This window comes from Streptomyces sp. Ru72, from assembly GCF_002920635.1.
In the GTDB taxonomy this organism is placed as follows: Bacteria; Actinomycetota; Actinomycetes; order Streptomycetales; family Streptomycetaceae; genus Streptomyces.
This window is the reverse complement of record NZ_PQSR01000054.1, coordinates 1-19,352: the sequence shown is the minus strand read 5'-3', so window position 1 is coordinate 19,352 and position 19,352 is coordinate 1. Positions and strand designations below refer to the sequence as shown.

Below are 19,352 nucleotides of genomic sequence, written 5' to 3'. Positions count from 1 at the left end.
GCCTGCCCCGCAGGACGAGCCGTCCGGAGCCTTTGGTGAAGGTGCGGGTTCTCCCGCCGAAACTGCCTATCGGCAACCCTCTGCCTCGCCGGACCCGGGGCCCGGAGCCCTTGGTGAAGGTGCACGTCCTGCCGCCGAAGCTGCCCGCGATCCGGCTGCGCCGGCCACGGCTGAAGCCGTTCCGCGAGCGCAATCCCGTCGTGGTCGGTGCCGTGGGCCTCCTGACCCTCGCCCTGCTGACCGTCGCCGCGTTCAACGCCGACAGCCTGCCGCTGATCGGCGACGGCGAGACGTACGACGCGGCCTTCTCCGAGGCGGGCGGACTCAAGCCGGGCGACGAGGTGCGGATCGCCGGAGTCAAGGTCGGCAAGGTCGAGGCCGTCGACCTCGACGGCGACCACGTGAAGGTGACGTTCAAGATCAAGGGCGACCCGGCGATGGGCACCGCGACGACCGCCGCGATCCGGGTGAAGACGATCCTGGGCGCCAAGTACCTGGCGCTGTACCCGAAGGGTCCCGGCCGGCTGAAGCCGGGCGGCGAGATCCCGATCGGGCGGACGGTGTCGGCGTACGACGTCGTGCAGGCGTTCAGCGATCTGACCACCACGACGGAGAAGGTGGACACCCAGCGGCTGGCGAAGGCCATGGACACCATCTCCACCACCTTCCAGGACTCGCCTGCCGAGGTGAAGGCCTCCATCCAGGGACTGTCCCGGATCTCCCGGACGATCGCCTCGCGCGACCAGGCCCTGGGCGACCTCCTCAAGCACGCGAACGGGGTCACCGGGGTGCTGGCCGAGCACACGAAGGACTTCTCCGCCCTGGTGAAGGACGGCGACAAGCTCTTCCAGGAGATCAGCGAGCGGCGCGAGGCGATCCACACGCTGCTCAAGACTTCGGCGGCGCTGGGCATCGAGCTGTCGGGCCTGGTGGACGACAACCAGAAGGAGATCGGCCCCGCGCTGCGGAACCTCAACACGTTCGTCCGGATGCTGGAGCGCAACCAGGCGAGCCTGGACCGCAGCGTCAGCCTGCTCGCGCCCTATGTCCGGCTGTTCACCAACACCCTCGGCAACGGCCGCTGGTTCGACTCCTACGTCCAGAACCTGGTCGCCGCCCCGGTGGTGCCGCGCACGGGAGGCTCCCAGTGAACAAGCGCTTCCGGCAGGCCCTCGCCCTGCTCACCGTGCTGGCGGTGGTCGCCGTCGCCGCCGTCGTGCTGTGGCCGCATCCGCGTACGGTCCGCGTCACGGCGTACTTCCCGCGTACCGTCGGCATCTACCCCGGTTCCGATGTCCGCGTCCTCGGCGTCCGTATCGGCCAGGTCCGCAGGATCACGCCTCAGGGCGACCGGGTGCGGGTGGACCTGGAGTACGACGCGGGACGGAAGGTCCCCGCGGGCGCCCAGGCCGCGATCATCAACTCGTCGGTGGTGAGCGACCGTTATGTGCAGCTGCTGCCGGTGTACCGCAGGGGCCCGGTGCTGCGGGACGGCGCCGTCATCCCCGAGTCGCGCACGGCCGTGCCCGTCGAGCTGGACCGGATCTTCGACAGCCTGCACACCACCGCCGACGCGCTCGGCCCGAAGGGCGCCAACAAGGACGGCTCCCTGTCGCGGCTGCTCGGGGTGAGCGCGGACAACCTCAAGGGCCAGGGCACGAACCTCAACCAGTCCGTGGAGGACCTCTCCCAGGCGGTCACCACGCTGTCCGACGGCCGGGGCGACCTGTTCGGCACCGTGCGCAACCTCCAGGTGTTCACGGCGGCGCTGGCGGCCGACGACCAGAGCGTGCGGTCGTTCAACGACAGCCTCGCCGAAGTGGCGGGGCAGCTCGCCGGAGAGCGCACGGACCTCGCCGCCGCGCTCAAGTACCTCGGGACGGCCCTCGCCGACGTCTCGGACTTCGTGAAGCACAACAAGACGGCACTGACCTCGGACGTCGAGGGCCTCAGCAAGGTCACCCGGGTCCTCGTCACGCAACGGGCCGCACTGGAGGAGCTGTTGGACGTCGCCCCGACGGGCCTGTCGAACCTGCAGAACGCCTACAACCCTTCCGCCGGCACCCTCGACACCCGCAACAACGCCCAGGCTCCGCAGGACCCGGCGTCCCTGCTGTGCTCCCTGCTGAAAACCACCGGGGACGCGGGCGACAGGAACCCCGACTGCGCACAGCTGCGAAAGCTCTTCGACTCGCTGCCCGAGCTCCCCGCCGCCCCCACGGGCACGGGCACGGTCGACCGGACCCTCGGCGGAATCCTCGGGGGCGCGGCATGAGCGCCCGGCGCACGGGCCGGGCGGTCGCGTGGACGGCGGCCGGTTCGCTGCTGCTGTCCGGGTGCGGGTTCAACGGCTGGTACGACATCCCGCTGCCGGGCGGCGCCGCCTCCGACGGCCACGCCTACCACGTCACGGTGGAGTTCCGGGACGTCCTCGACCTGGTCCCGCAGTCGGCGGTGAAGGTCAACGACGTCACCGTGGGCGCCGTCGAGAAGGTCGAGCTGGAGGGCTGGCACGCGCGGGTGCGGCTGCGGGTGGCGGACTCGGTGAAGCTGCCGGCCAACGCGGTCGCCGACCTCAGGCAGACCAGCATCCTGGGTGAGAAGTACGTCGCGCTGTCCGCGCCGAGCGGTACCGCCTCCGTGGGCCGGCTCCGCGACGGCGACGTCATCCCGCTGTCCCGCAGCGGCCGCAACCCGGAGATCGAGGAGGTGCTGTCCGCGCTGTCCGCGCTCCTCAACGGCGGCGGCGTCGCCCAGCTCAAGACCATCACCGTGGAGCTGAACAAGGCCCTGGACGGCCGCGAGACGCGGGTCCGGTCGCTGCTGAAGCAACTCGACACGTTCCTGGGCGGCCTGGACCGGCAGCGCTCGGAGATCGTCCGGGCGCTGGAGGGCATCGACCGGCTGGCGAAGCGGCTCGGGACCGAGAAGGAGACGATGGCCCAGGCCGTCGACACGATCCCGCCCGCCCTGAAGGTACTGGCCGACCAGCGGCGCGACCTGACGAAGATGCTCACCGCGCTGTCCGATCTGGGTACGACCGGCACCCGGGTCGTCAACGCCTCGCGGGACGACACCGTCGCCAACCTGAAGGAGCTCCGGCCGATCCTGCAACAGCTGAACAAGGCGGGCGACGACCTGCCGAACTCCCTCGAGCTGCTGACGACGTACCCGTTCCCGCGCAATGTGGTCGACGCCGTGAAGGGGGACTACGTCAACCTCAAGATCACCGCCGACCTCGACCTGGCGGACCTGTACGGCAATCTCGCCGACGAGCCCGGCAAGGGCGGCAAGAGCGGCGGATCCGGGAAGCAGCCGGTTCCGACGCCCTCCCTCCCCGGCCTCCCGAGCGTGCCGGTGCCGGTGCCCACCGCGCTGCCCAGCGCCCCGGGCCTGCCCAAGGTGCCGAAGCCGTCGGTCACCCCCTCCGCTCCCTCGGGCGGCGGCGGTGTGCTGTGCCCACCGGTGTGCACCGCGGGCTACGGCACGTCCGACGGGACCCACCGCCTGCCGCCGGGGATCGACCTCGCGCTCGCCGAGCTGATGCTGAGGGGGATGCAGCCGTGATCACCCGCATGGTCAAGGCCCAGTTGCTGGCCTTCGCCGCGGTCACCGTCGTCGGGGTGTCGTACGTCGGCGCCGAGTACACCGGCCTCGCGGACGACGTGCTCGGCCGCGGCTACACCGTCACTGCCGACTTCGCCGAGTCGGGCGGCATCTTCACCGGCGCCGAGGTCACCTACCGCGGGGTGCCGGTGGGCCGTGTGGGCGCCCTGCACCTGAACGGCTCGGGGGTGTCGGTCGCCCTGGACATCGAGGACGGCGCTCCGAAAATCCCGGCCGACACCCTCGCGGTGGTCGCGGACCGGTCGGCGGTGGGCGAGCAGTACGTCGATCTGCAGCCCCGGCGCTCCGGCGGCCCGTATCTGATGGACGGCAGCCCGATCCCGCGCAGCCGCACCCGGACGCCGCTGCCGGTCACCGACCTCGTCCTCAGTCTGGACCGGCTGGTGAACTCCGTCGGCAAGGACGACCTGCGCACCACCGTGGACGAGTTGGGCAAGGCGTTCGCCGGCACCGGGCCGAACCTGAGCCGCCTGGTGGACTCCGGCAACCAGCTCGTCGAGTCGGCGTCCGACTCGCTCCCGCAGACGGTCTCACTGATCGAGGACTCCCGGAAGGTGCTCAAGACCCAGGCCGACAAGGGATCGGCGATCAAGTCGTTCTCCCGCGACCTGGCCGCGCTCACCGCGCAGTTGAAGTCGAGCGACGGGGACCTGCGCCGGGTCGTCGGAAACGCGGCGCCCGCCGCTGAGGAGGTCGACTCCCTGCTGAGGTCCACCCGCCCGACCCTGCCGGTGCTGCTGGCCAACCTGATCAGCGGCGGTCAGGTCACCGTCGCCAGGCTGCCCGGGGTGGAGCAGGCCCTTGTCACCCTCCCGGTGGTGGTCGCGGGCAGCTACACCGTCATCCCCGGCGACGGCACCACCCACTTCGGGCTCACCGTGAACGCGAACGATCCGCCCGCGTGCACCCAGGGTTACGGAACCCGGCGGCGCGACCCCTCCGACACCGCAACCCGTGCGGCGAACACCGGTGCCCGCTGCACGGCGCCGCGCGGCAGCGCCACCTCGGTGCGCGGCGCGCAGAACGCGCCCGGCGCGACGTCCGGTTCGGGCGGCGCGAACCGGACCGCGTACGTCACCCCGTACGACCCGGAGACCGGCACGGCGACCGGCCCGGACGGGACGCCCGTCGAGATCGGCTCGGCGGGCGGCGAACAGACCGTCTTCGGAAAGGAGTCGTGGCAATGGCTGCTGGTCGGACCGATGTCATGAGATGGGGACGCCCCCGGGTGCTCTCCGCAGGGCTCGTCGCCGCCACCGTGCTGACGACCGTGCTGTCCGTCTGGCTGGGCCTGCGCCTCGCCGACCAGCGCGCGGCCGAGCAGCGCCGGCAGGACATCCTGGCGGCGGCCCGGCAGTCGGCGCTGAACTTCACCTCGCTCGACTACCGGCACTACGACCGGGACAGCGGGAACGTGCTGAAGGGCGCGACGGGCGAGTTCAAGAAGGAGTTCGCCGCGCAGACCGCCGAGTTGACGAAGCTCGTCGCCCAGAACAAGTCGGTGTCCGAGGGACAGGTCCTCGAGGCGGGCATCGTCCGCTCCGACGCCGACTCGGCCCGGGTCCTGGTGGTCGCCGACAGCAAGGTGACCAACACCGCCGCGCCCCAGGGGCAGGCGCGCACCTACCGGCTGCAGCTCGACCTCGTGCGCGAGCACGGGCGCTGGCTGACCTCCGACGTCGAGTTCGTGGGCTGACCCACGCCACCACAGTTGAGGAGAGTGACCGTGGCGAACCAGACCACCAAGGTCCGCGGCGCCGGGACCGCCACCCGACGCACCCTGACGGCTGCCGCACGCGCGGCGGCCAAGCGCTCCGCACGGTCGGAACGCGAGGTGCCCGAGGACCGCGTGGAGCGGCACTCCTCGCGCACCCTGCTGATCGAACGCCCGGACGGCTGGGACGACCCGCCCGAGCCGAGCGCCCAGGAGGATTCGGAGCAGCTCGCGCCGGAGCCCGCACGCGGACGCAGGCTGCTGACCGCGGCGCTGTGCGTGGTGCTCGCGGCGGGACTGGTCGCGGTCGCCGTCCTCGGATGGCAGTACCGGGAGGGCCGGCGGGAGGAACAGGCGCGGAGTCAGGCACTGACGGCCGCCAAGGAGGCCGCGCCTGTCGTGCTGTCGTACGACTACCGGCACCTGGACCAGGACTTCGCCCGGGCCCGCGGCCATCTGACCGGCGGCTTCCGTGACCAGTACCTGAAGACGACGAAGACGGTGGTCGCTCCCACGGCGGCGAAGTACCACGGTGTGGTGAAGGCGACGGTGGCGGCGGCCTCGGTGGTGTCGGCCGCGCCCGACAAGGCGGTCGTCCTGCTGTTCGTCAACCAGAGCACGCAGAGCACCCAGGTTTCGGGTTCCCGTCTGGATCTGAACCGGGTGCGCATGACGCTGACGCGCACGTCCACGGGCTGGAAGGTGAGCGCCGTCGACGCCCTCTGATCCAGGCCTCCCTGTGCCCCCGCGCGGTCCGCGCGGGGGCACTTTTCGTGCGCGCTCTTGACAGTGTTCACCACACAGAGGCACGCTTCCATCAAGCAGAAAGCTTATTCCGCTATACGGAAAATCTGGCCTTCGATGAGAGCGAGATCCAGGGAGCGCCGCCCGATGGGATTCACAGACCAGCGCTACACCGTCAACCTGTCGATCCTCTTCACGGAACTCCGGCTCCTGGACCGCCCCGCGGCCGCAGCGGCGGCCGGCTTCACCGCGATCGAGCTGTGGTGGCCCTGGGCCGACGCCCCCACGCCCGAGCGGCCCGGACCGGACGCCCTGAAGCGGGCGATCGAGGACGCGGGCGTGCGGCTCACCGGGCTGAACTTCTACGCCGGCAGGCTGCCGGGCCCGGACCGCGGCGCCCTGTCGCTCCCGGGGGAGGAGTCGGAGAAGTTCCGCGCCAACGTCGAGGTGGCGGCCGAGTTCGCCGAGTCGCTGGGCTGCAGGTCGCTCAACGCGCTGTACGGCAACCGCGTCGTCGGCGTCGACCCGGCCGAGCAGGACGCACTCGCACTGGAGAACCTGGCCCTCGCGGCGCGGGCGGCGGACCGGATCGGCGCGACGCTCCTCGTCGAGGCCCTGAACAAGCCGGAGTCGCCGCTGTACCCGCTGGTGTCCGCGCCGGCCGCCGTCGAGGTGGTCGACAAGGTCAACCAGACGACGGGACTGGGCAATGCGCGCTTCCTGATGGACCTCTACCACCTGTCCATGAACGGCGAGGACCTGCCGCAGGTGATCGAGCGGTACACGGACCGGACGGGCCACGTCCAGATCGCCGACAACCCGGGCCGCGGCGCGCCGGGCACGGGGACGCTGCCGCTGGAGGACCTGCTCGACCGGTTGCGCAAGGCGGGTTACGAGGGCCGCGTCGGTCTGGAGTACAAGCCGGGCGAGCGTACGAGCGCGGAGACCTTCGACTGGCTGCCGGTTCAGGCTCGCGCCGCCGGCTGAACGGCACCCCCCGGACGTACCGCAGCAGCGAGAGAGGCACCCCTGATGACCGCACTTCCCAAGATCGCCTGGATAGGGCTCGGCATCATGGGCTCCCCCATGTCCGAGAACCTGATCAAGGCGGGCTACGACGTCACCGGCTACACCCTGGAGCAGGAGAAGCTGGACCGCCTGGCCGCCGCCGGAGGCACCGTGGCGGACTCGGTCGCCGAGGCCGTGCGGCACGCCGACGTGATCATCACGATGGTGCCGGCGTCTCCGCAGGTCGAGGCGGTGGCCTACGGCCCTGACAGCATCCTGGAGAACGCCCGGCCCGGCGCCCTGCTGATCGACATGTCCTCGATCACCCCGCAGACCTCGATCGACCTGGCCGCGGCCGGGCGAGAGAAGGGCATCCGGGTGCTCGACGCACCGGTGTCCGGCGGCGAGGCCGGTGCGATCGAGGCGGTACTGTCGATCATGGTCGGCGGCGACCAGGCCGACTTCGAGTACGCCGGGCCGATCTTCGAGACGCTGGGCCGGACCGTCGTGCGGTGCGGCCCGCACGGCTCGGGCCAGACCGTGAAGGCCGCCAACCAGCTCATCGTCGCCGTGAACATCCAGGCGTGCGCCGAGGCCGTGGTCTTCCTGGAGAAGTCGGGCGTTGACCTGAGGGCGGCCCTCGACGTCCTGGGCGGCGGACTCGCCGGCTCCACCGTGCTGACACGCAAGAAGGACAACTTCCTCCACCGCGACTTCAAGCCGGGCTTCCGTATCGACCTGCACCACAAGGACATGGGCATCGTCACGGACGCGGCTCGCACGGTCGGCGCCGCCCTGCCGGTGGGCACGGTGGTCGCCCAACTCGTCGCGAGTCTGCGCGCGCAGGGCGACGGCGGCCTGGACCACTCGGCCCTGCTGCGGGGCGTGGAGCGCCTGTCCGGCGCCCAGGTCTGACGCCGAGACCTCCGGGCCGCGTCGGCGCCGACACTTGTCCTGTCGCGCCCAGGCGCCGCCGCGGCCCGGAACCCGTCCGCCCCGGAGCCGTCGCTTCCGCCGTGGCTCCCCGAGGTGCGGATCGGACGCGGGCGCAGGACGCTGAACCCATGGAACAGTCACCGCAGCATCCGCACATCGTGGTGCACGCCCCGGCGCTGGACGGATCCCGGCGGGTCACCGAGGGCGACGTGACCCTCGGGATCGCCTCCCACCTGGACGACGTCGTCGAGATCCTGCGCCTGGCCGACCTGGACCGGATCGAGGTCGAGGAGAGCGACATCGTCGAGTGGCAGGGCGGCGGACCCGAGGACTGGCCGGGGCTGTCGGAGCACGAGATCGAGGGCCCGAAGTCCTGGCCCGGACACCGGGGAACACGTAACGGGTGACTGAATCGACCGGTGACGAGCCAGGATCCGTCCGCCTGGCCCACCACTCGTCGTTCAGGCCGGGGCGGCCGTGGTGGCTGGGCGGAAGGTGCGGCAGTATGCCGGAGGGGTGACGCCTTCACTGTCCCCACCATGCGTGCTGTCTCGTACGTCACGCGCCCCGCTTTCCTCCCGGCCCGCCTACATCCGAGTGGGCCTCGCAGAGATGAGCCTGCGCGACAGCGCCAAGCGGCTCGTCATCACCACCAGTACGCCACGGCAGTGAACGCGTCATGGGTCACGAGCCGTGAGAATACTGGCGGGTTACTCGTTCCCCAGTGTCCGGGCCAGGACTTCGGGGCCATCGAGTGAGGGCGTCTACACCAGCAGGCGTACCCTCTCTACGCAACCCTCAAATGAACCTCTGAACACCGGTCAGGGGGCTTCAACTGCCCCTGCACATGGGGACATTCTCAGCACACGGGGCCCGCCGGCACGGGGGCGGCGGGCCTCGCAGGGGGGTGTCGGCCGGGGGACCGCGGCCCGTGGGGGCGGGCCGCGGTGATGCCGTTCTCCGTACGGAGGGAGTTCCCTCACCGGATGTCGCCCATCCTGTGTCATCCTCGACGGAACGCTGTACGTCGACCCGTCCGGGCAGCCCTGGATGGTGTACGCACACGAGTGGCTGCAGACCATCGACGGCACCATGGAAGCGATCCGGCTGACCCCGGACCTGTCGGGAACCGTCGGAGAGCCGGTCTACCTGTTCAAGGCGTCGGACGCGTTCTGGCTCGGCGAGCGGATACCAGGCGGCGTACCGCACCAGATCCCGCCCTATGTCACCGACGGTCCGCAGGTCTACCGCACCCCTGACGGCTCCCTGCTCATGCTGTGGTCGACGTACGAGAAGAACGTGGCCGGCGATGACGGCGCGATCGGCGGCGGCTACGTGCAGACCTGTGCCGTCTCCGAGTCCGGCACCATCGAGGGGCCATGGCAGCAGTACCGGCCCCTGGTCCGCGACGACAGCGGTCACGGCATGCTGTTCCACACCTTCGACGGCCGCCTGATGATGATCCTGCACCGGCCCTTCGAGAACGCCCGCGGGAAGCTGTACGAGATGCAACTCGTCGGCCACGAGCTGCGGGTGCTGCGGCGGCGGGCCGACCTCGACGGTGGCGGATGACTCCGAGTACGCCCTCACGTCTGTAGGGCGCCCACCGGGGTGGGGCGCCTGTTCCCGAAGGAACCGGGTCCGTTAGCCTCGCCCTCGCATGGGGGGCATGGTGACCGAGGGCTCGGGCACCGTGACGACAGCGGGGCTCCAACCTCCGGAGCCGTCCCGAGACTCGGGCGGTCGGCCGTCGGCTGTGGGCCACCGGCACCACGACGACGTCGCGGTGACCACGTCCTGACCCGGATCGCACGCCGCACGGGGCCGCGGGCAACCGCGGCCCCGTGCGCGTCCGGAACCTGCGACCGGACGCTCAGACGCTCTCCTCGAACTCCACGACCTCGCCGATGTGGTTGGTGGTCGACATGGAGATGTCGGTGACGCGTTCCAGGATCACCTCGACGACCACGGGCACCCGGTACTCGGCGGCGAGCTTCTTGGCCTGTTCGAAGGCCTGGGCCAGGTCGTCGGGGTCCGTCACCCGGATCGCCTTGCAGCCGAGGCCCTCGGCGACCTTGACGTGGTCGACGCCGTAGACGCCCAGTTCAGGTGAGTTGATGTTCTCGAACTCCAGCTTGACCTGGAAGTCCATGTCGAAGGCCCGCTGTGCCTGACGGATCAGGCCGAGGTAGGAGTTGTTCACGAGGACATGGATGTACGGGATCCGGTGCTGGGCGCCGACCGCCAACTCCTCGATCATGAACTGGAAGTCGTAGTCGCCGGACAGCGCGACCACGGACGCCTCCGGGTCGGCCTTCGCCACGCCGAGCGCGGCCGGGATCGTCCAGCCGAGGGGGCCCGCCTGGCCGCAGTTGATCCAATGCCGCGGGCGGTACACGTGCAGCATCTGGGCGCCGGCGATCTGGGAGAGGCCGATCGCCGTCACATACCGCGTCTCGGGGCCGAATGCCTTGTTCATCTCCTCGTAGACGCGCTGGGGTTTGATCGGGATGTCGTCGAAGTGCGTACGGCGCTTCAGGCGGGCCTTCTTCTCCCGCGCGGCGGCGGCCCAGGCGGAGCGGTCGGGGAGCCCGCCCGCGCGCTTCAGCTCCTCGGCCGCCTGGACGAACAGCTCCAGGGCCGCCTTCGCGTCGGAGGCGATACCGTAGCCGGGGGCGAAGATTTTGCCGATCTGGGTGGGTTCGATGTCGACGTGGACGAATGTCCGCCCGGCCGTGTAGACGTCGATGCGCCCGGTGTGGCGGTTGGCCCAGCGGTTGCCGATGCCCAGGACGAAGTCTGACTCCAGGAAGGTCGCGTTGCCGTAACGGTGCGAGGTCTGGAGGCCGACCATGCCGGCGTGCAACTCGTGGTCGTCGGGGATGGCTCCCCAGCCCATCAGGGTGGGGACGACCGGAGTGCCCGTCAGTTCAGCGAATTCCACGAGGAGTCCGGTCGCGTCGGCGTTGACGACCCCGCCGCCGGCGACGATCAGCGGGCGTTCGGCGGCGTTCAGCAGTGCGAGCGCCTTCTCGACCTGGGCGCGGGTCGCGACGGGCCGGTAGACCGGCAGTGGCTCGTACGTCTCCGGGTCGAACTCGATCTCGGTGAGCTGGACGTCGACCGGCAGGTCGATGAGGACGGGTCCGGGGCGACCGGAGCGCATCAGGTGGAACGCCTGCTGGAAGACGCCCGGCACCTGCGCGGCCTCCAGCACGGTGACGGACATCTTCGTCACCGGCGCGGCGATCGACGCGATGTCGACGGCCTGGAAGTCCTCCTTGTGGAGCACCGCGGTCGGGGCCTGGCCGGTGATGCAGAGGATGGGGATGGAGTCGCCGGTCGCCGAGTAGAGCCCGGTGATCATGTCGGTGCCCGCCGGGCCGGAGGTTCCGATGCACACGCCGATGTTGCCGGGGTGGGTACGGGTGTAGCCCTCGGCCATGTGGGACGCGCCCTCGACATGGCGGGCCAGAGTGTGGTGGATGCCGCCGGACGCCTTCAGGGCGGCATAGAAGGGGTTGATCGCCGCGCCCGGAACCCCGAACGCGTCCCGGACGCCCTCACGCTTGAGGATCTCGACTGCCGCGCGGGCAGCGGTCATACGAGCCATGGAGTACTCCTGCTTCGGCTGTCGGACTCGCGCTCCCGTCGCGCCCCGCGGTGAGCACCAATGCGCCTCTCGAATTGGTTCTTTCTCGATTTTTCCGCATGACGGAATATTTCTTCTGCTATCTGGAAGCAATGTAGGCATGGTGGGGACAGGCGTCAAGAGACGGCTCTTCGGGCCTGCGCGATCGCCCAAGTCGGGGACAAGTGGGCATCCGCGGAAGCACCATGGGAGCCATGCCCGAGAGCGTGCCGGTGTCCTGTCCGGTCTGCCGGCGCGAGCACGTCTACGCCGCGCCGTCGTATCCGTGCGTGTGCGGCGCGCCCGTCGCCCCGCCGCTGGACCGCCTCTCGCGTCCCACCGTGGTCACCCACCGCACTTGGGAGGACGGCTGGGTCGCGGTCCGCTGCGGGAGTTGCGGACGGGAGGGTCAGTGGCCCTGCCCGGAGCTGGACTGCCCGTGCGGGACGATCCTCCGCGTCCCGGTGAGTGGGGCTCCGGTGAGCGGGCTGCCGCGCCCCGGTTCCGCCACGGAGGGCACGGGGGGTCCGTCTGCGCAGAGTCCCGTCTTGCAGCCCGTCACCATCCGCACGGCCGCCGACGCCATCGGCGCAGCCGCGCTCTGTCTGCGCCGGCTCGGTCACCACGACGTCCGGCGGGCCCAGGAGCGTCCGCCCAGCGGGGTCCTGCTCACGGCCGAAGGGATGCGGGCGCTGGTGGAGCCGACCGTGCGCCCGGCGTCACTGCGGGACGTGGAGTGCCTGTGGCTCACCGCCCTGTCGGAGTCCGCACACTGCGTGTGCTTCTCACTGGCGGGATACGCCGACGGCGCCCGTGCCGCCGCCGACCGCCTAGGCGTCCCGCTCTTCGTCCTCGATCTCACCGGCGCCCCCCAGCCGGTGAACAGGCAGGCCGACGATCTGGCCGCCGGCCTGAGTGACTGTCTCTGATGCCGGGATGACAACCGCTGTCCGGCCTCAGCGAATTTGTTCGCCCGTCTGCCGGGGACCTGGTCTCGCGCTGCCGCCGTCCGTTCGACAAGCCGAGGCTGCTTCTGCTTCTGCTTCTGCTTCTGCTTCTGCTTCTGCTTCTGCTTCTGCTTCTGCTTCTGCTTCTGCTTCTGCGGGCGTACCGCTGGCTGGACTCACCACCGGCATACGCGGCACGTCACCGCCCCGAGACGTCGGTGTGGCAACCGTCGCCACGCCGCCACAGGCTGCGGCCGGCTCTTGTGTCAGCCCTCGTGAGCCGGTGGTTCCGCGTACCTCTCCCGCAGTTCGATCTTGCGGACCTTCCCCGAGACCGTCATCGGGAAGGCGTCCAGGATCTGCAGCCGGCTCGGGATCTTGTAGTGGGCGAGCTGCCCCTCGCAGAAGGCCCGCAGTTCCTCGAGGGTCGGCGGGGCGGCCTGGTCGCGAGGGATCACGCAGGCCAGGACCTCCTCTCCGTACCGCTCGTGCGGGACCCCGACCACCTGCACGTCGGCGATCTTCGGATGCGCGTACAGGAACTCCTCGATCTCGCGCGGGTAGATGTTCTCGCCCCCGCGGATGATCATGTCCTTGATGCGGCCGACGATCTCGACGTAACCGTCCTCCCGCATCGTCGCGAGGTCGCCGGTGTGCATCCAGCGGCCGGGGTCGACGGCCTCAGCGGTCCTCTCGGGCTCGTTCCAGTAGCCGAGCATCACGCTGTAGCCGCGGGTGCACAGCTCGCCCGCCGCGCCGCGCGGCAGGGTCACCCCGGTCGCCGGATCGACGATCTTGACCTCGATGTGCGGGAGGACCCGGCCCACCGTGCCCGTGCGGTGCTCCAGGTCGTCGTCCATCCGGGTCTGCAGCGAGACCGGGGAGGTCTCCGTCATGCCGTAGCAGATGGACACCTGCTCCATGTGCATCTCGCCGACCACCCGCTTCATCACCTCGACCGGACACGGCGAGCCCGCCATGATGCCGGTCCTGAGGGACGACAGGTCGTACTCCGCGAAGCCGGGCAGGTTCAGCTCCGCGATGAACATCGTCGGCACGCCGTACAGGGAGGTGCAGCGCTCCTGCTGGACGGCCTCGAGCGTGGCCCGGGGTTCGAAGGACGGTGCCGGGATGACGATGCAGGCCCCGTGGGAGGTGGCGCCCAGGTTGCCCATCACCATGCCGAAGCAGTGATAGAAGGGCACCGGCAGACACACCCGGTCCTGCTCCGTGTAGCCGATCGTACGGCCGACCCAGTAGCCGTTGTTGAGGATGTTGTGGTGGGAGAGGGTGGCGCCCTTCGGGAAGCCGGTGGTGCCCGAGGTGTACTGGATGTTGACCGGGTCGTCGCAGCTCAACTCACCCGCGAGCGACGTCAGTCGGTCGTGCGGGACCGACGCCGCGCCCGCCGTGAGCGCGTCCCAGGTGGGGTCGCCGATGTAGACGGTCTCGCGCAGCTCCGGGCAGGTGCCGCGCACTTGGTCGACAAGCGCCCGGTAGTCGCTCGTCTTGTGGGCGAGAGAGGCGACCAGGAGCGAGATCCCGGCCTGCTTCAGCACGTACTGGAGCTCGTGGGCGCGGTAGGCGGGGTTGATGTTCACCATGATCGCGCCGATCCGCGCGGTGGCGTACTGCACCAGCACCCACTCGGGGCAGTTGACCGCCCAGATGCCGACCCGGTCGCCCTTGCCCACGCCCTTGGCGAGCAGCCCGAGCGCCACCTCGTCGACCGCGGCGCCGAACTCGGCGTAGGTCCAGCGCCGTCCGGACGGCACGTCGACCAGCGCCTCGCGGTCGGGGTACGCCGCGATCGCGCGGTCGAGGTTGACGCCGATGGTGTCGCCGAGGAGCGGGGTCGTGCTGGTCCCGTGCGTGTACGACAGATCCGTCGGTCCCGTCACCGGAAGTCCTCCTCGCGGTACTCGTTCTGCGAGCCCGCGGCCGTGGCCTCGCGCAGCTCGATCCGGCGGATCTTGCCGGAGACGGTCTTGGGCAGGTCCCCGAACTCCAGGCGGCGGATGCGCTTGTAGGGGGCGAGCACCTCACGGGAGTGCTCGAAGAGGACCTTGGCGGTGTCGGGGCCGGGCTCCCAGCCCGCGGCGAGCACCACGTACGCCTTCGGCACGGCGAGGCGCAGTTCGTCCGGCGCCGGTACGACGGCCGCCTCGGCCACCGCCTCGTGCTCCAGGAGCGCGCTCTCCAGCTCGAAGGGGGAGATCTTGTAGTCGGAGGCCTTGAAGACGTCGTCGGCCCGCCCGACGTAGGTGATGTACCCGTCCGCGTCCCGGGCGCCGATGTCACCGGTGCGGTAGTAGCCGCCCGCCATGGCCTCGGCCGTACGGTCGGGGTCGCCGTGGTAGCCGGTCATCACGCCGACCGGCCGTACGGACAGGTCGAGGGCGATCTCCCCCTCGTCCGCGCCCGGCGCGCCGCTCACCGGATCCAGCAGCTCCACGCGGAAGCCGGGGCTCGGCCGCCCCATGGAGCCCGTCTTCAGCGGCTGGCCGGGGCTGTTGGAGACCTGCACGGCCGTCTCGGTCTGCCCGAAGCCGTCCCGGATGCTCACCCCCCAGGCCCTGCGCACCTGCTCGATCACCTCGGGGTTCAGCGGCTCCCCGGCGGCGACCGCCTCGCGCGGCGGGGTGCGGAGCTGGGTCAGGTCGGCCTGGATCAGCATGCGCCACACGGTCGGCGGCGCGCAGAACGTCGTCACGCCCGCGCGGTCCATCTCCGCCATCAGCCGGGCCGCGTCGAACCGTGTGTAGTTGTGGATGAACACCGTCGCCTCCGCGTTCCACGGGGCGAACAGGTTGGACCAGGCGTGCTTGGCCCAGCCCGGCGAGGAGATGTTCAGGTGCACGTCCCCGGGCTTGAGGCCGATCCAGTACATCGTCGCCAGATGACCGATCGGGTACGACGCATGGGTGTGCTCGACCAGCTTGGGCCGGGCGGTGGTGCCCGAGGTGAAGTACAGCATCAGCGGGTCGTCGGCGTGGGTGGGACCGTCCGGCTCGAAGCCCGCGTCGGCCGCGTACGCGTCCTCGTAGGCCCGCCAGCCCTCCGGCGCGCCGCCGACCGCGATCCGGCTGTAGTCACCCGGCACCTCGGCGAACTTGCCCGCGTCCTCCGCCCGCACGATCACATGCCGGACCCGTCCTCGCTCGACACGGTCGCGCAGGTCCGCGGGGCCGAGCAGCGGGGTGGCCGGGATGACGACCGCGCGCAGCTTCATCGCCGCCAGCGCGGTCTCCCACAGTTCGGTCTGGTTGCCCAGCATGACCAGGACGCGGTCCTCCGCGCGCACGCCCCGCTCCCGGAGCCAGCCGGCGACCCGGTGGGAACGCTCGGACATCTCGGCGAAGGTACGGCGTTCCTCGGAGCCGTCCTCCTCCACGATGTGCAGTGCGGTGCGGTCGTTGCCGTCCGCGATGACGTCGAACCAGTCGAGCGCCCAGTTGAAGTACGCCGGGCGCGGCCAGCGGAAGCCCTCGTACGCCGTCGCGTAGTCCTCCCGGTGCGCCAGCAGGAAGTCCCGCGCGGTCCGGAACGCCTCCGTCGCGTCGGTGTTCGCCGTCATGTGTCCTCCTCATTGCCGGACAGCCATCTCACATCGTGTAATCGGGGACGCAGGTCTCACCACCCCCGAACGGGGGTGCGCCGCGACGGAGGGGCGAGCACGTGGCAGTTGACGCAGCCGAGACGGTTCAGGTGCGCAGCGCGCTGGTGCGGCTGCGGCGGGTCACGGGGCTGCCGGTCGCGTTCGGCGGACTGGTGGAGTCAGGGCGGCCGCAGATACGCATCAGCGAACTGAGCGGCACCGCGACGGCGGCGCTCAGCTCGCTCGCCGTCGTCTCCGGCAGCGGCCTGGGCGGCAAGGTGACGGCGCTGGCCAGGCCCTGTGCGGTGACCGACTACTCGGCGTCCCGGCAGATCAGCCACGAGTACGACGCGGCGGTGGCGGCGGAGGGCCTGAGGTCCGTCCTCGCGGTGCCGGTCGTCGTACGGCGCCGGGTGCGCGGGGTGCTCTACGGCGCCCTGCGGACGGCGCAGCCGCTGGGCGACCGCACACTGAACGCGGCGGTGGAGGCGGCACGGGACGTGGAGCAGGCGCTGGTCGCCCGGGACGAGGCACGCACCCTGCTGTCGGCGGTGCGGGAGCCCTCGGGCCCGGCCGGGGCGGCCTGGGAGCAGGTGCGGGAGGCGCACGGCACGCTGCGGGCGCTCGCCCAGCGGGTGGAGGACGCGGCGCTGCGGGCGGAGCTCCTCGATGTGTGCGGGCGGCTGGCCGGGGCGGCCTCCCCGGGATCGGCGGCGGGGGAGGTGGGGCTGTCCCCGCGGGAGGTGGACGTCCTGGCGTGTGTGGCGGTGGGGTCGACCAACGCGGCGGCCGCCGAGCGGCTGGGGCTGCGCCCGGAGACGGTGAAGGGGTATCTGCGCTCGGCGATGCGTAAGCTCGGCGCGCACAGCAGATGGGAGGCGGTGGTGGCGGCGCGGCGGGCAGGGGTGCTCCCGTAGAGCTGTAGTTCCCGATTCATTCGGTACTCCGATGAATTCCCTTGCGTCAGGTTGTTTCCCTTACCGTGCCACCGTCCGAATTTTCAATGACGGGACGCCTAATATTGGCCAGGACACGACACCCGGAGGGGAGCGGCACCGTGCGACGGGACTTCAAGGAGCCTGCGAGACCCCACCATGACCTGGTCATCGGCCGGGAGGAGCTGTGCGCGGCGGCGCGCCGGCAGCTCACCGACGGGGGAAGTGTGCTGCTGCACGGCCCCGCCGGAATAGGAAAGTCGACGGTCCTGCGGACGCTGGCCGCGGAATACGGCGAATCGGTGCGCACCGTGTTGCGCTGCTCGGCGACCGAGTCCGAATCCCACCTTCCCTTCCTGGCCCTCGCCGACCTGCTCGGGCTCGTCATGGACGAGGTCGCCGACCGGCTGCCCACGCCCCAGCGCACCGCCCTGGAGTCGGCCCTCACCGGCCGCGGCGAGTCCACGCTGCAACGGGACGGACTCGCGCTGCGGCTCGCCGTGCTCTCCACCCTCCGCGTGCTCGCCGCCCGAGGTCCCGTGCTGATCGTCGCCGACGACCTGCAGTGGCTGGATCCGGCCAGCACCGAACTCCTCGGCTTCGCCGCGCGGCGCCTCGGCGGCACCCCGGTGCAGATGCTGTGCGCGGTACGCACCCACGCCGAGCAGGGCCAGGAGTACGACCGCTACCTGAGCGCGTCCCCGCCGGGCACCCTCGCCCTGCAGGTGGGCCCGCTCTCTCGCGCGCGCATCGCCACGCTCCTCGACCACCGCGGCTACACGGGACTGCCCCGCTCCACCGTGCGGGACATCCACCGCACCAGCGGCGGCAATCCGCTGTTCGCTCTCGAACTCGGTCGCGCCCTCGCCGAGAGCCCGACTCCGCCGAGGCCCGGTGAGCCGCTGCCCGTGCCGACCTCGCTCAGGACCCTGGTGCTGAACCGGCTGGAGGCGCTGTCCGACGAGGCCCGCCGCACCCTGCTCGTGGCGAGCGCGGGGGCCCGGCCCACACCGGCCCTGCTGCGCGCGGCGGGCCGGGACAACGCGGAGGCGGAGACCGCGCAGGCCGCAGCGCTCGGGCTGCTGGTGACGGAGCGGGACGCACCGTTCGTACGGTTCGCGCATCCGCTGATATCGGCCGCGCTGTACGCGCAGGCGAGCGCCCAGGAGCGGCGCGACGTGCACGCCGCCCTGTCCACGGCGGCCTCCGACCCGATCGAGCGGGCCCGGCACCTGGCGCTCGCGACCACCGGCACGGATCCGCGGGTGGCTCAGCGGCTCGCCGAGGCCGCGTCCGCCGCCCGGGACCGGGGCGCGCCCTCGGTGGCGGCGGGGCTCGGGCTGCTCGCCGCACGGCACACCCCTGCGGACGCGGTGCCGGGCCCGGACGAGCGGCGGCTCCAGGCCGCCGAGGACGCGCTGACCGCCGGGGAGACCGACCTCGCCCGGGACATCGCCCGCGAGGTGCTGGCCCACGCGACGCAGCCGGCGGACAGGGTGCGGGCCTGGATGGTGGTGATCGACGCCGCCGGGCACGCGATGGCCGAGGTCGACGCGGTGTTCCCCCAGGCGCTTGCGGACGCGGGCGACGACCCCCGGCTGCTCACCCTGGTGCACTACCAGCTCGCCTGGCGGGCGCTGCTGGTGGAGGGCGACTTCGCCCGGGCCCGGCAGGAGGGCGCCCTCGCCGCGGACCTGGCGGCGCGGGCCGGTGACCGGCGCAACGAGCTGCTGGCCCTGGCCTTCCAGGCGCAGGCCGAGACCTTGATGGGGCACCCGGACGCACCGCGCACCATCAAGCGGGCGATGCGGGAACCACAGGACGCGCGGGTGGCCTGCGACCACAACGGCGTCGGCTCCGTGCGGTTCCGCTGGCTGATCATGAGCGACCAGCTCTCCGAGGCGCGCAAGACGGTCAGCGCGCTGCTGCGCGAGGTGCGGCGGCGCGGCATGGTCGAGGCCGAGGTGCACTTCCTGCGCGGGCTCGCCGAGACCGAACTCCGGGCCGGACACTGCGGGCGGGCCCTGGACCTCGCTCGGGAGAGCCTCAGGCTGGCGCGGGACACGGGGATCGGGGAGCGGCCAGCGCCATGCTCACCTTTTCACTGGCGGAGGCGGCGGGCGGCGAGGCCGACCGGGCACTGACGCTGGCCCAGGAGGCCGTGGCGCGTGCCGAGGAGGACGGCGACGTGATCTACCGTGTCCCGGGCGCT

Annotated in this window: 14 protein-coding genes and 2 pseudogenes; 13 read left to right on the top strand and 3 right to left on the bottom strand. The window is 71.3% G+C overall.

Annotated elements, in window-relative coordinates:
• The first annotated feature begins 170 nt into the window (after positions 1-170).
• The 10 genes and pseudogenes from C3488_RS23455 to C3488_RS23410 form a co-directional block, all read left to right on the top strand.
• Positions 171-1,151 (top strand): MCE family protein, encoded by a 981-nt coding sequence (locus tag C3488_RS23455; protein WP_103842503.1) that lies wholly within the window; start codon positions 171-173, stop codon positions 1,149-1,151.
• Positions 1,148-2,275 (top strand): MCE family protein, encoded by a 1,128-nt coding sequence (locus C3488_RS23450; protein ID WP_103842443.1) that lies wholly within the window; start codon positions 1,148-1,150, stop codon positions 2,273-2,275. The genes C3488_RS23455 and C3488_RS23450 overlap by 4 nt, the downstream gene beginning before the upstream one ends.
• On the top strand, positions 2,272-3,567 hold the full coding sequence (locus C3488_RS23445) for an MCE family protein (protein WP_103842441.1): 1,296 nt from the start codon (positions 2,272-2,274) through the stop codon (positions 3,565-3,567). The genes C3488_RS23450 and C3488_RS23445 overlap by 4 nt, the downstream gene beginning before the upstream one ends.
• Positions 3,564-4,838, top strand: a complete 1,275-nt coding sequence (locus C3488_RS23440) for an MCE family protein (RefSeq protein WP_103842439.1) — start codon at positions 3,564-3,566, stop codon at positions 4,836-4,838. Before C3488_RS23445 ends, C3488_RS23440 begins: the two co-directional genes overlap by 4 nt.
• Positions 4,811-5,323: a hypothetical protein gene (locus C3488_RS23435; RefSeq protein WP_258053610.1), complete on the top strand. Its 513-nt coding sequence runs from the start codon at positions 4,811-4,813 to the stop codon at positions 5,321-5,323. The genes C3488_RS23440 and C3488_RS23435 overlap by 28 nt, the downstream gene beginning before the upstream one ends.
• 30 nt (positions 5,324-5,353) lie before the next feature.
• Complete coding sequence (locus C3488_RS23430; RefSeq protein WP_103842501.1) at positions 5,354-6,067, top strand: hypothetical protein; 714 nt, start codon at positions 5,354-5,356, stop codon at positions 6,065-6,067.
• A gap of 165 nt (positions 6,068-6,232) precedes the next feature.
• Complete coding sequence (locus tag C3488_RS23425) at positions 6,233-7,072, top strand: TIM barrel protein (protein ID WP_103842435.1); 840 nt, start codon at positions 6,233-6,235, stop codon at positions 7,070-7,072.
• 45 nt (positions 7,073-7,117) lie between these two features.
• Entirely contained in the window at positions 7,118-8,008 is an 891-nt protein-coding gene (locus tag C3488_RS23420; RefSeq protein WP_103842433.1) for a 2-hydroxy-3-oxopropionate reductase, read from the top strand.
• A gap of 149 nt (positions 8,009-8,157) precedes the next feature.
• Entirely contained in the window at positions 8,158-8,436 is a 279-nt protein-coding gene (locus tag C3488_RS23415; protein ID WP_103842431.1) for a hypothetical protein, read from the top strand.
• 601 nt (positions 8,437-9,037) lie between these two features.
• Positions 9,038-9,601, top strand: a pseudogene (locus C3488_RS23410) (family 43 glycosylhydrolase); the annotation flags it as partial.
• 301 nt (positions 9,602-9,902) lie between these two features.
• Here C3488_RS23410 and gcl read toward each other — a convergent pair.
• Positions 9,903-11,642: a glyoxylate carboligase gene (gcl, locus tag C3488_RS23405; RefSeq protein WP_103842429.1), complete on the bottom strand. Its 1,740-nt coding sequence runs from the start codon at positions 11,640-11,642 to the stop codon at positions 9,903-9,905.
• A 224-nt stretch (positions 11,643-11,866) separates the two neighbouring features.
• Here gcl and C3488_RS42680 point away from each other — a divergent pair, with 224 nt between their 5' ends.
• The gene (locus C3488_RS42680; protein WP_103842427.1) at positions 11,867-12,589 is read left to right on the top strand and encodes a hypothetical protein; all 723 of its coding nucleotides are present in this window, start codon (positions 11,867-11,869) and stop codon (positions 12,587-12,589) included.
• Between the two features lie 284 nt (positions 12,590-12,873).
• Here C3488_RS42680 and C3488_RS23395 read toward each other — a convergent pair whose 3' ends face one another.
• Positions 12,874-14,508: an AMP-binding protein gene (locus C3488_RS23395; RefSeq protein WP_103842425.1), complete on the bottom strand. Its 1,635-nt coding sequence runs from the start codon at positions 14,506-14,508 to the stop codon at positions 12,874-12,876.
• Positions 14,505-16,184, bottom strand: a complete 1,680-nt coding sequence (locus tag C3488_RS23390) for an AMP-binding protein (protein ID WP_103842423.1) — start codon at positions 16,182-16,184, stop codon at positions 14,505-14,507. Before C3488_RS23390 ends, C3488_RS23395 begins: the two co-directional genes overlap by 4 nt.
• Positions 16,185-16,285: 101 nt before the next feature.
• Between C3488_RS23390 and C3488_RS23385 the strand changes: the two genes are divergently transcribed.
• Both C3488_RS23385 and C3488_RS23380 read left to right on the top strand, forming a co-directional pair.
• Positions 16,286-17,122 (top strand): helix-turn-helix transcriptional regulator, encoded by an 837-nt coding sequence (locus C3488_RS23385; protein WP_103842421.1) that lies wholly within the window; start codon positions 16,286-16,288, stop codon positions 17,120-17,122.
• 86 nt (positions 17,123-17,208) lie between these two features.
• Positions 17,209-19,352, top strand: a pseudogene (locus C3488_RS23380) (AAA family ATPase); the annotation flags it as partial.

Coding starts and splice junctions, on each gene's coding strand:
- gcl (WP_103842429.1), bottom strand. CDS start 11,642: ATGGCTCGTATGACCGCTGCCCGCGCGGCAGTCGAGATCCTCAAGCGT.
- C3488_RS23445 (WP_103842441.1), top strand. CDS start 2,272: ATGAGCGCCCGGCGCACGGGCCGGGCGGTCGCGTGGACGGCGGCCGGT.
- C3488_RS42680 (WP_103842427.1), top strand. CDS start 11,867: ATGGGAGCCATGCCCGAGAGCGTGCCGGTGTCCTGTCCGGTCTGCCGG.
- C3488_RS23420 (WP_103842433.1), top strand. CDS start 7,118: ATGACCGCACTTCCCAAGATCGCCTGGATAGGGCTCGGCATCATGGGC.
- C3488_RS23435 (WP_258053610.1), top strand. CDS start 4,811: ATGGCTGCTGGTCGGACCGATGTCATGAGATGGGGACGCCCCCGGGTG.
- C3488_RS23390 (WP_103842423.1), bottom strand. CDS start 16,184: ATGACGGCGAACACCGACGCGACGGAGGCGTTCCGGACCGCGCGGGAC.
- C3488_RS23415 (WP_103842431.1), top strand. CDS start 8,158: ATGGAACAGTCACCGCAGCATCCGCACATCGTGGTGCACGCCCCGGCG.
- C3488_RS23425 (WP_103842435.1), top strand. CDS start 6,233: ATGGGATTCACAGACCAGCGCTACACCGTCAACCTGTCGATCCTCTTC.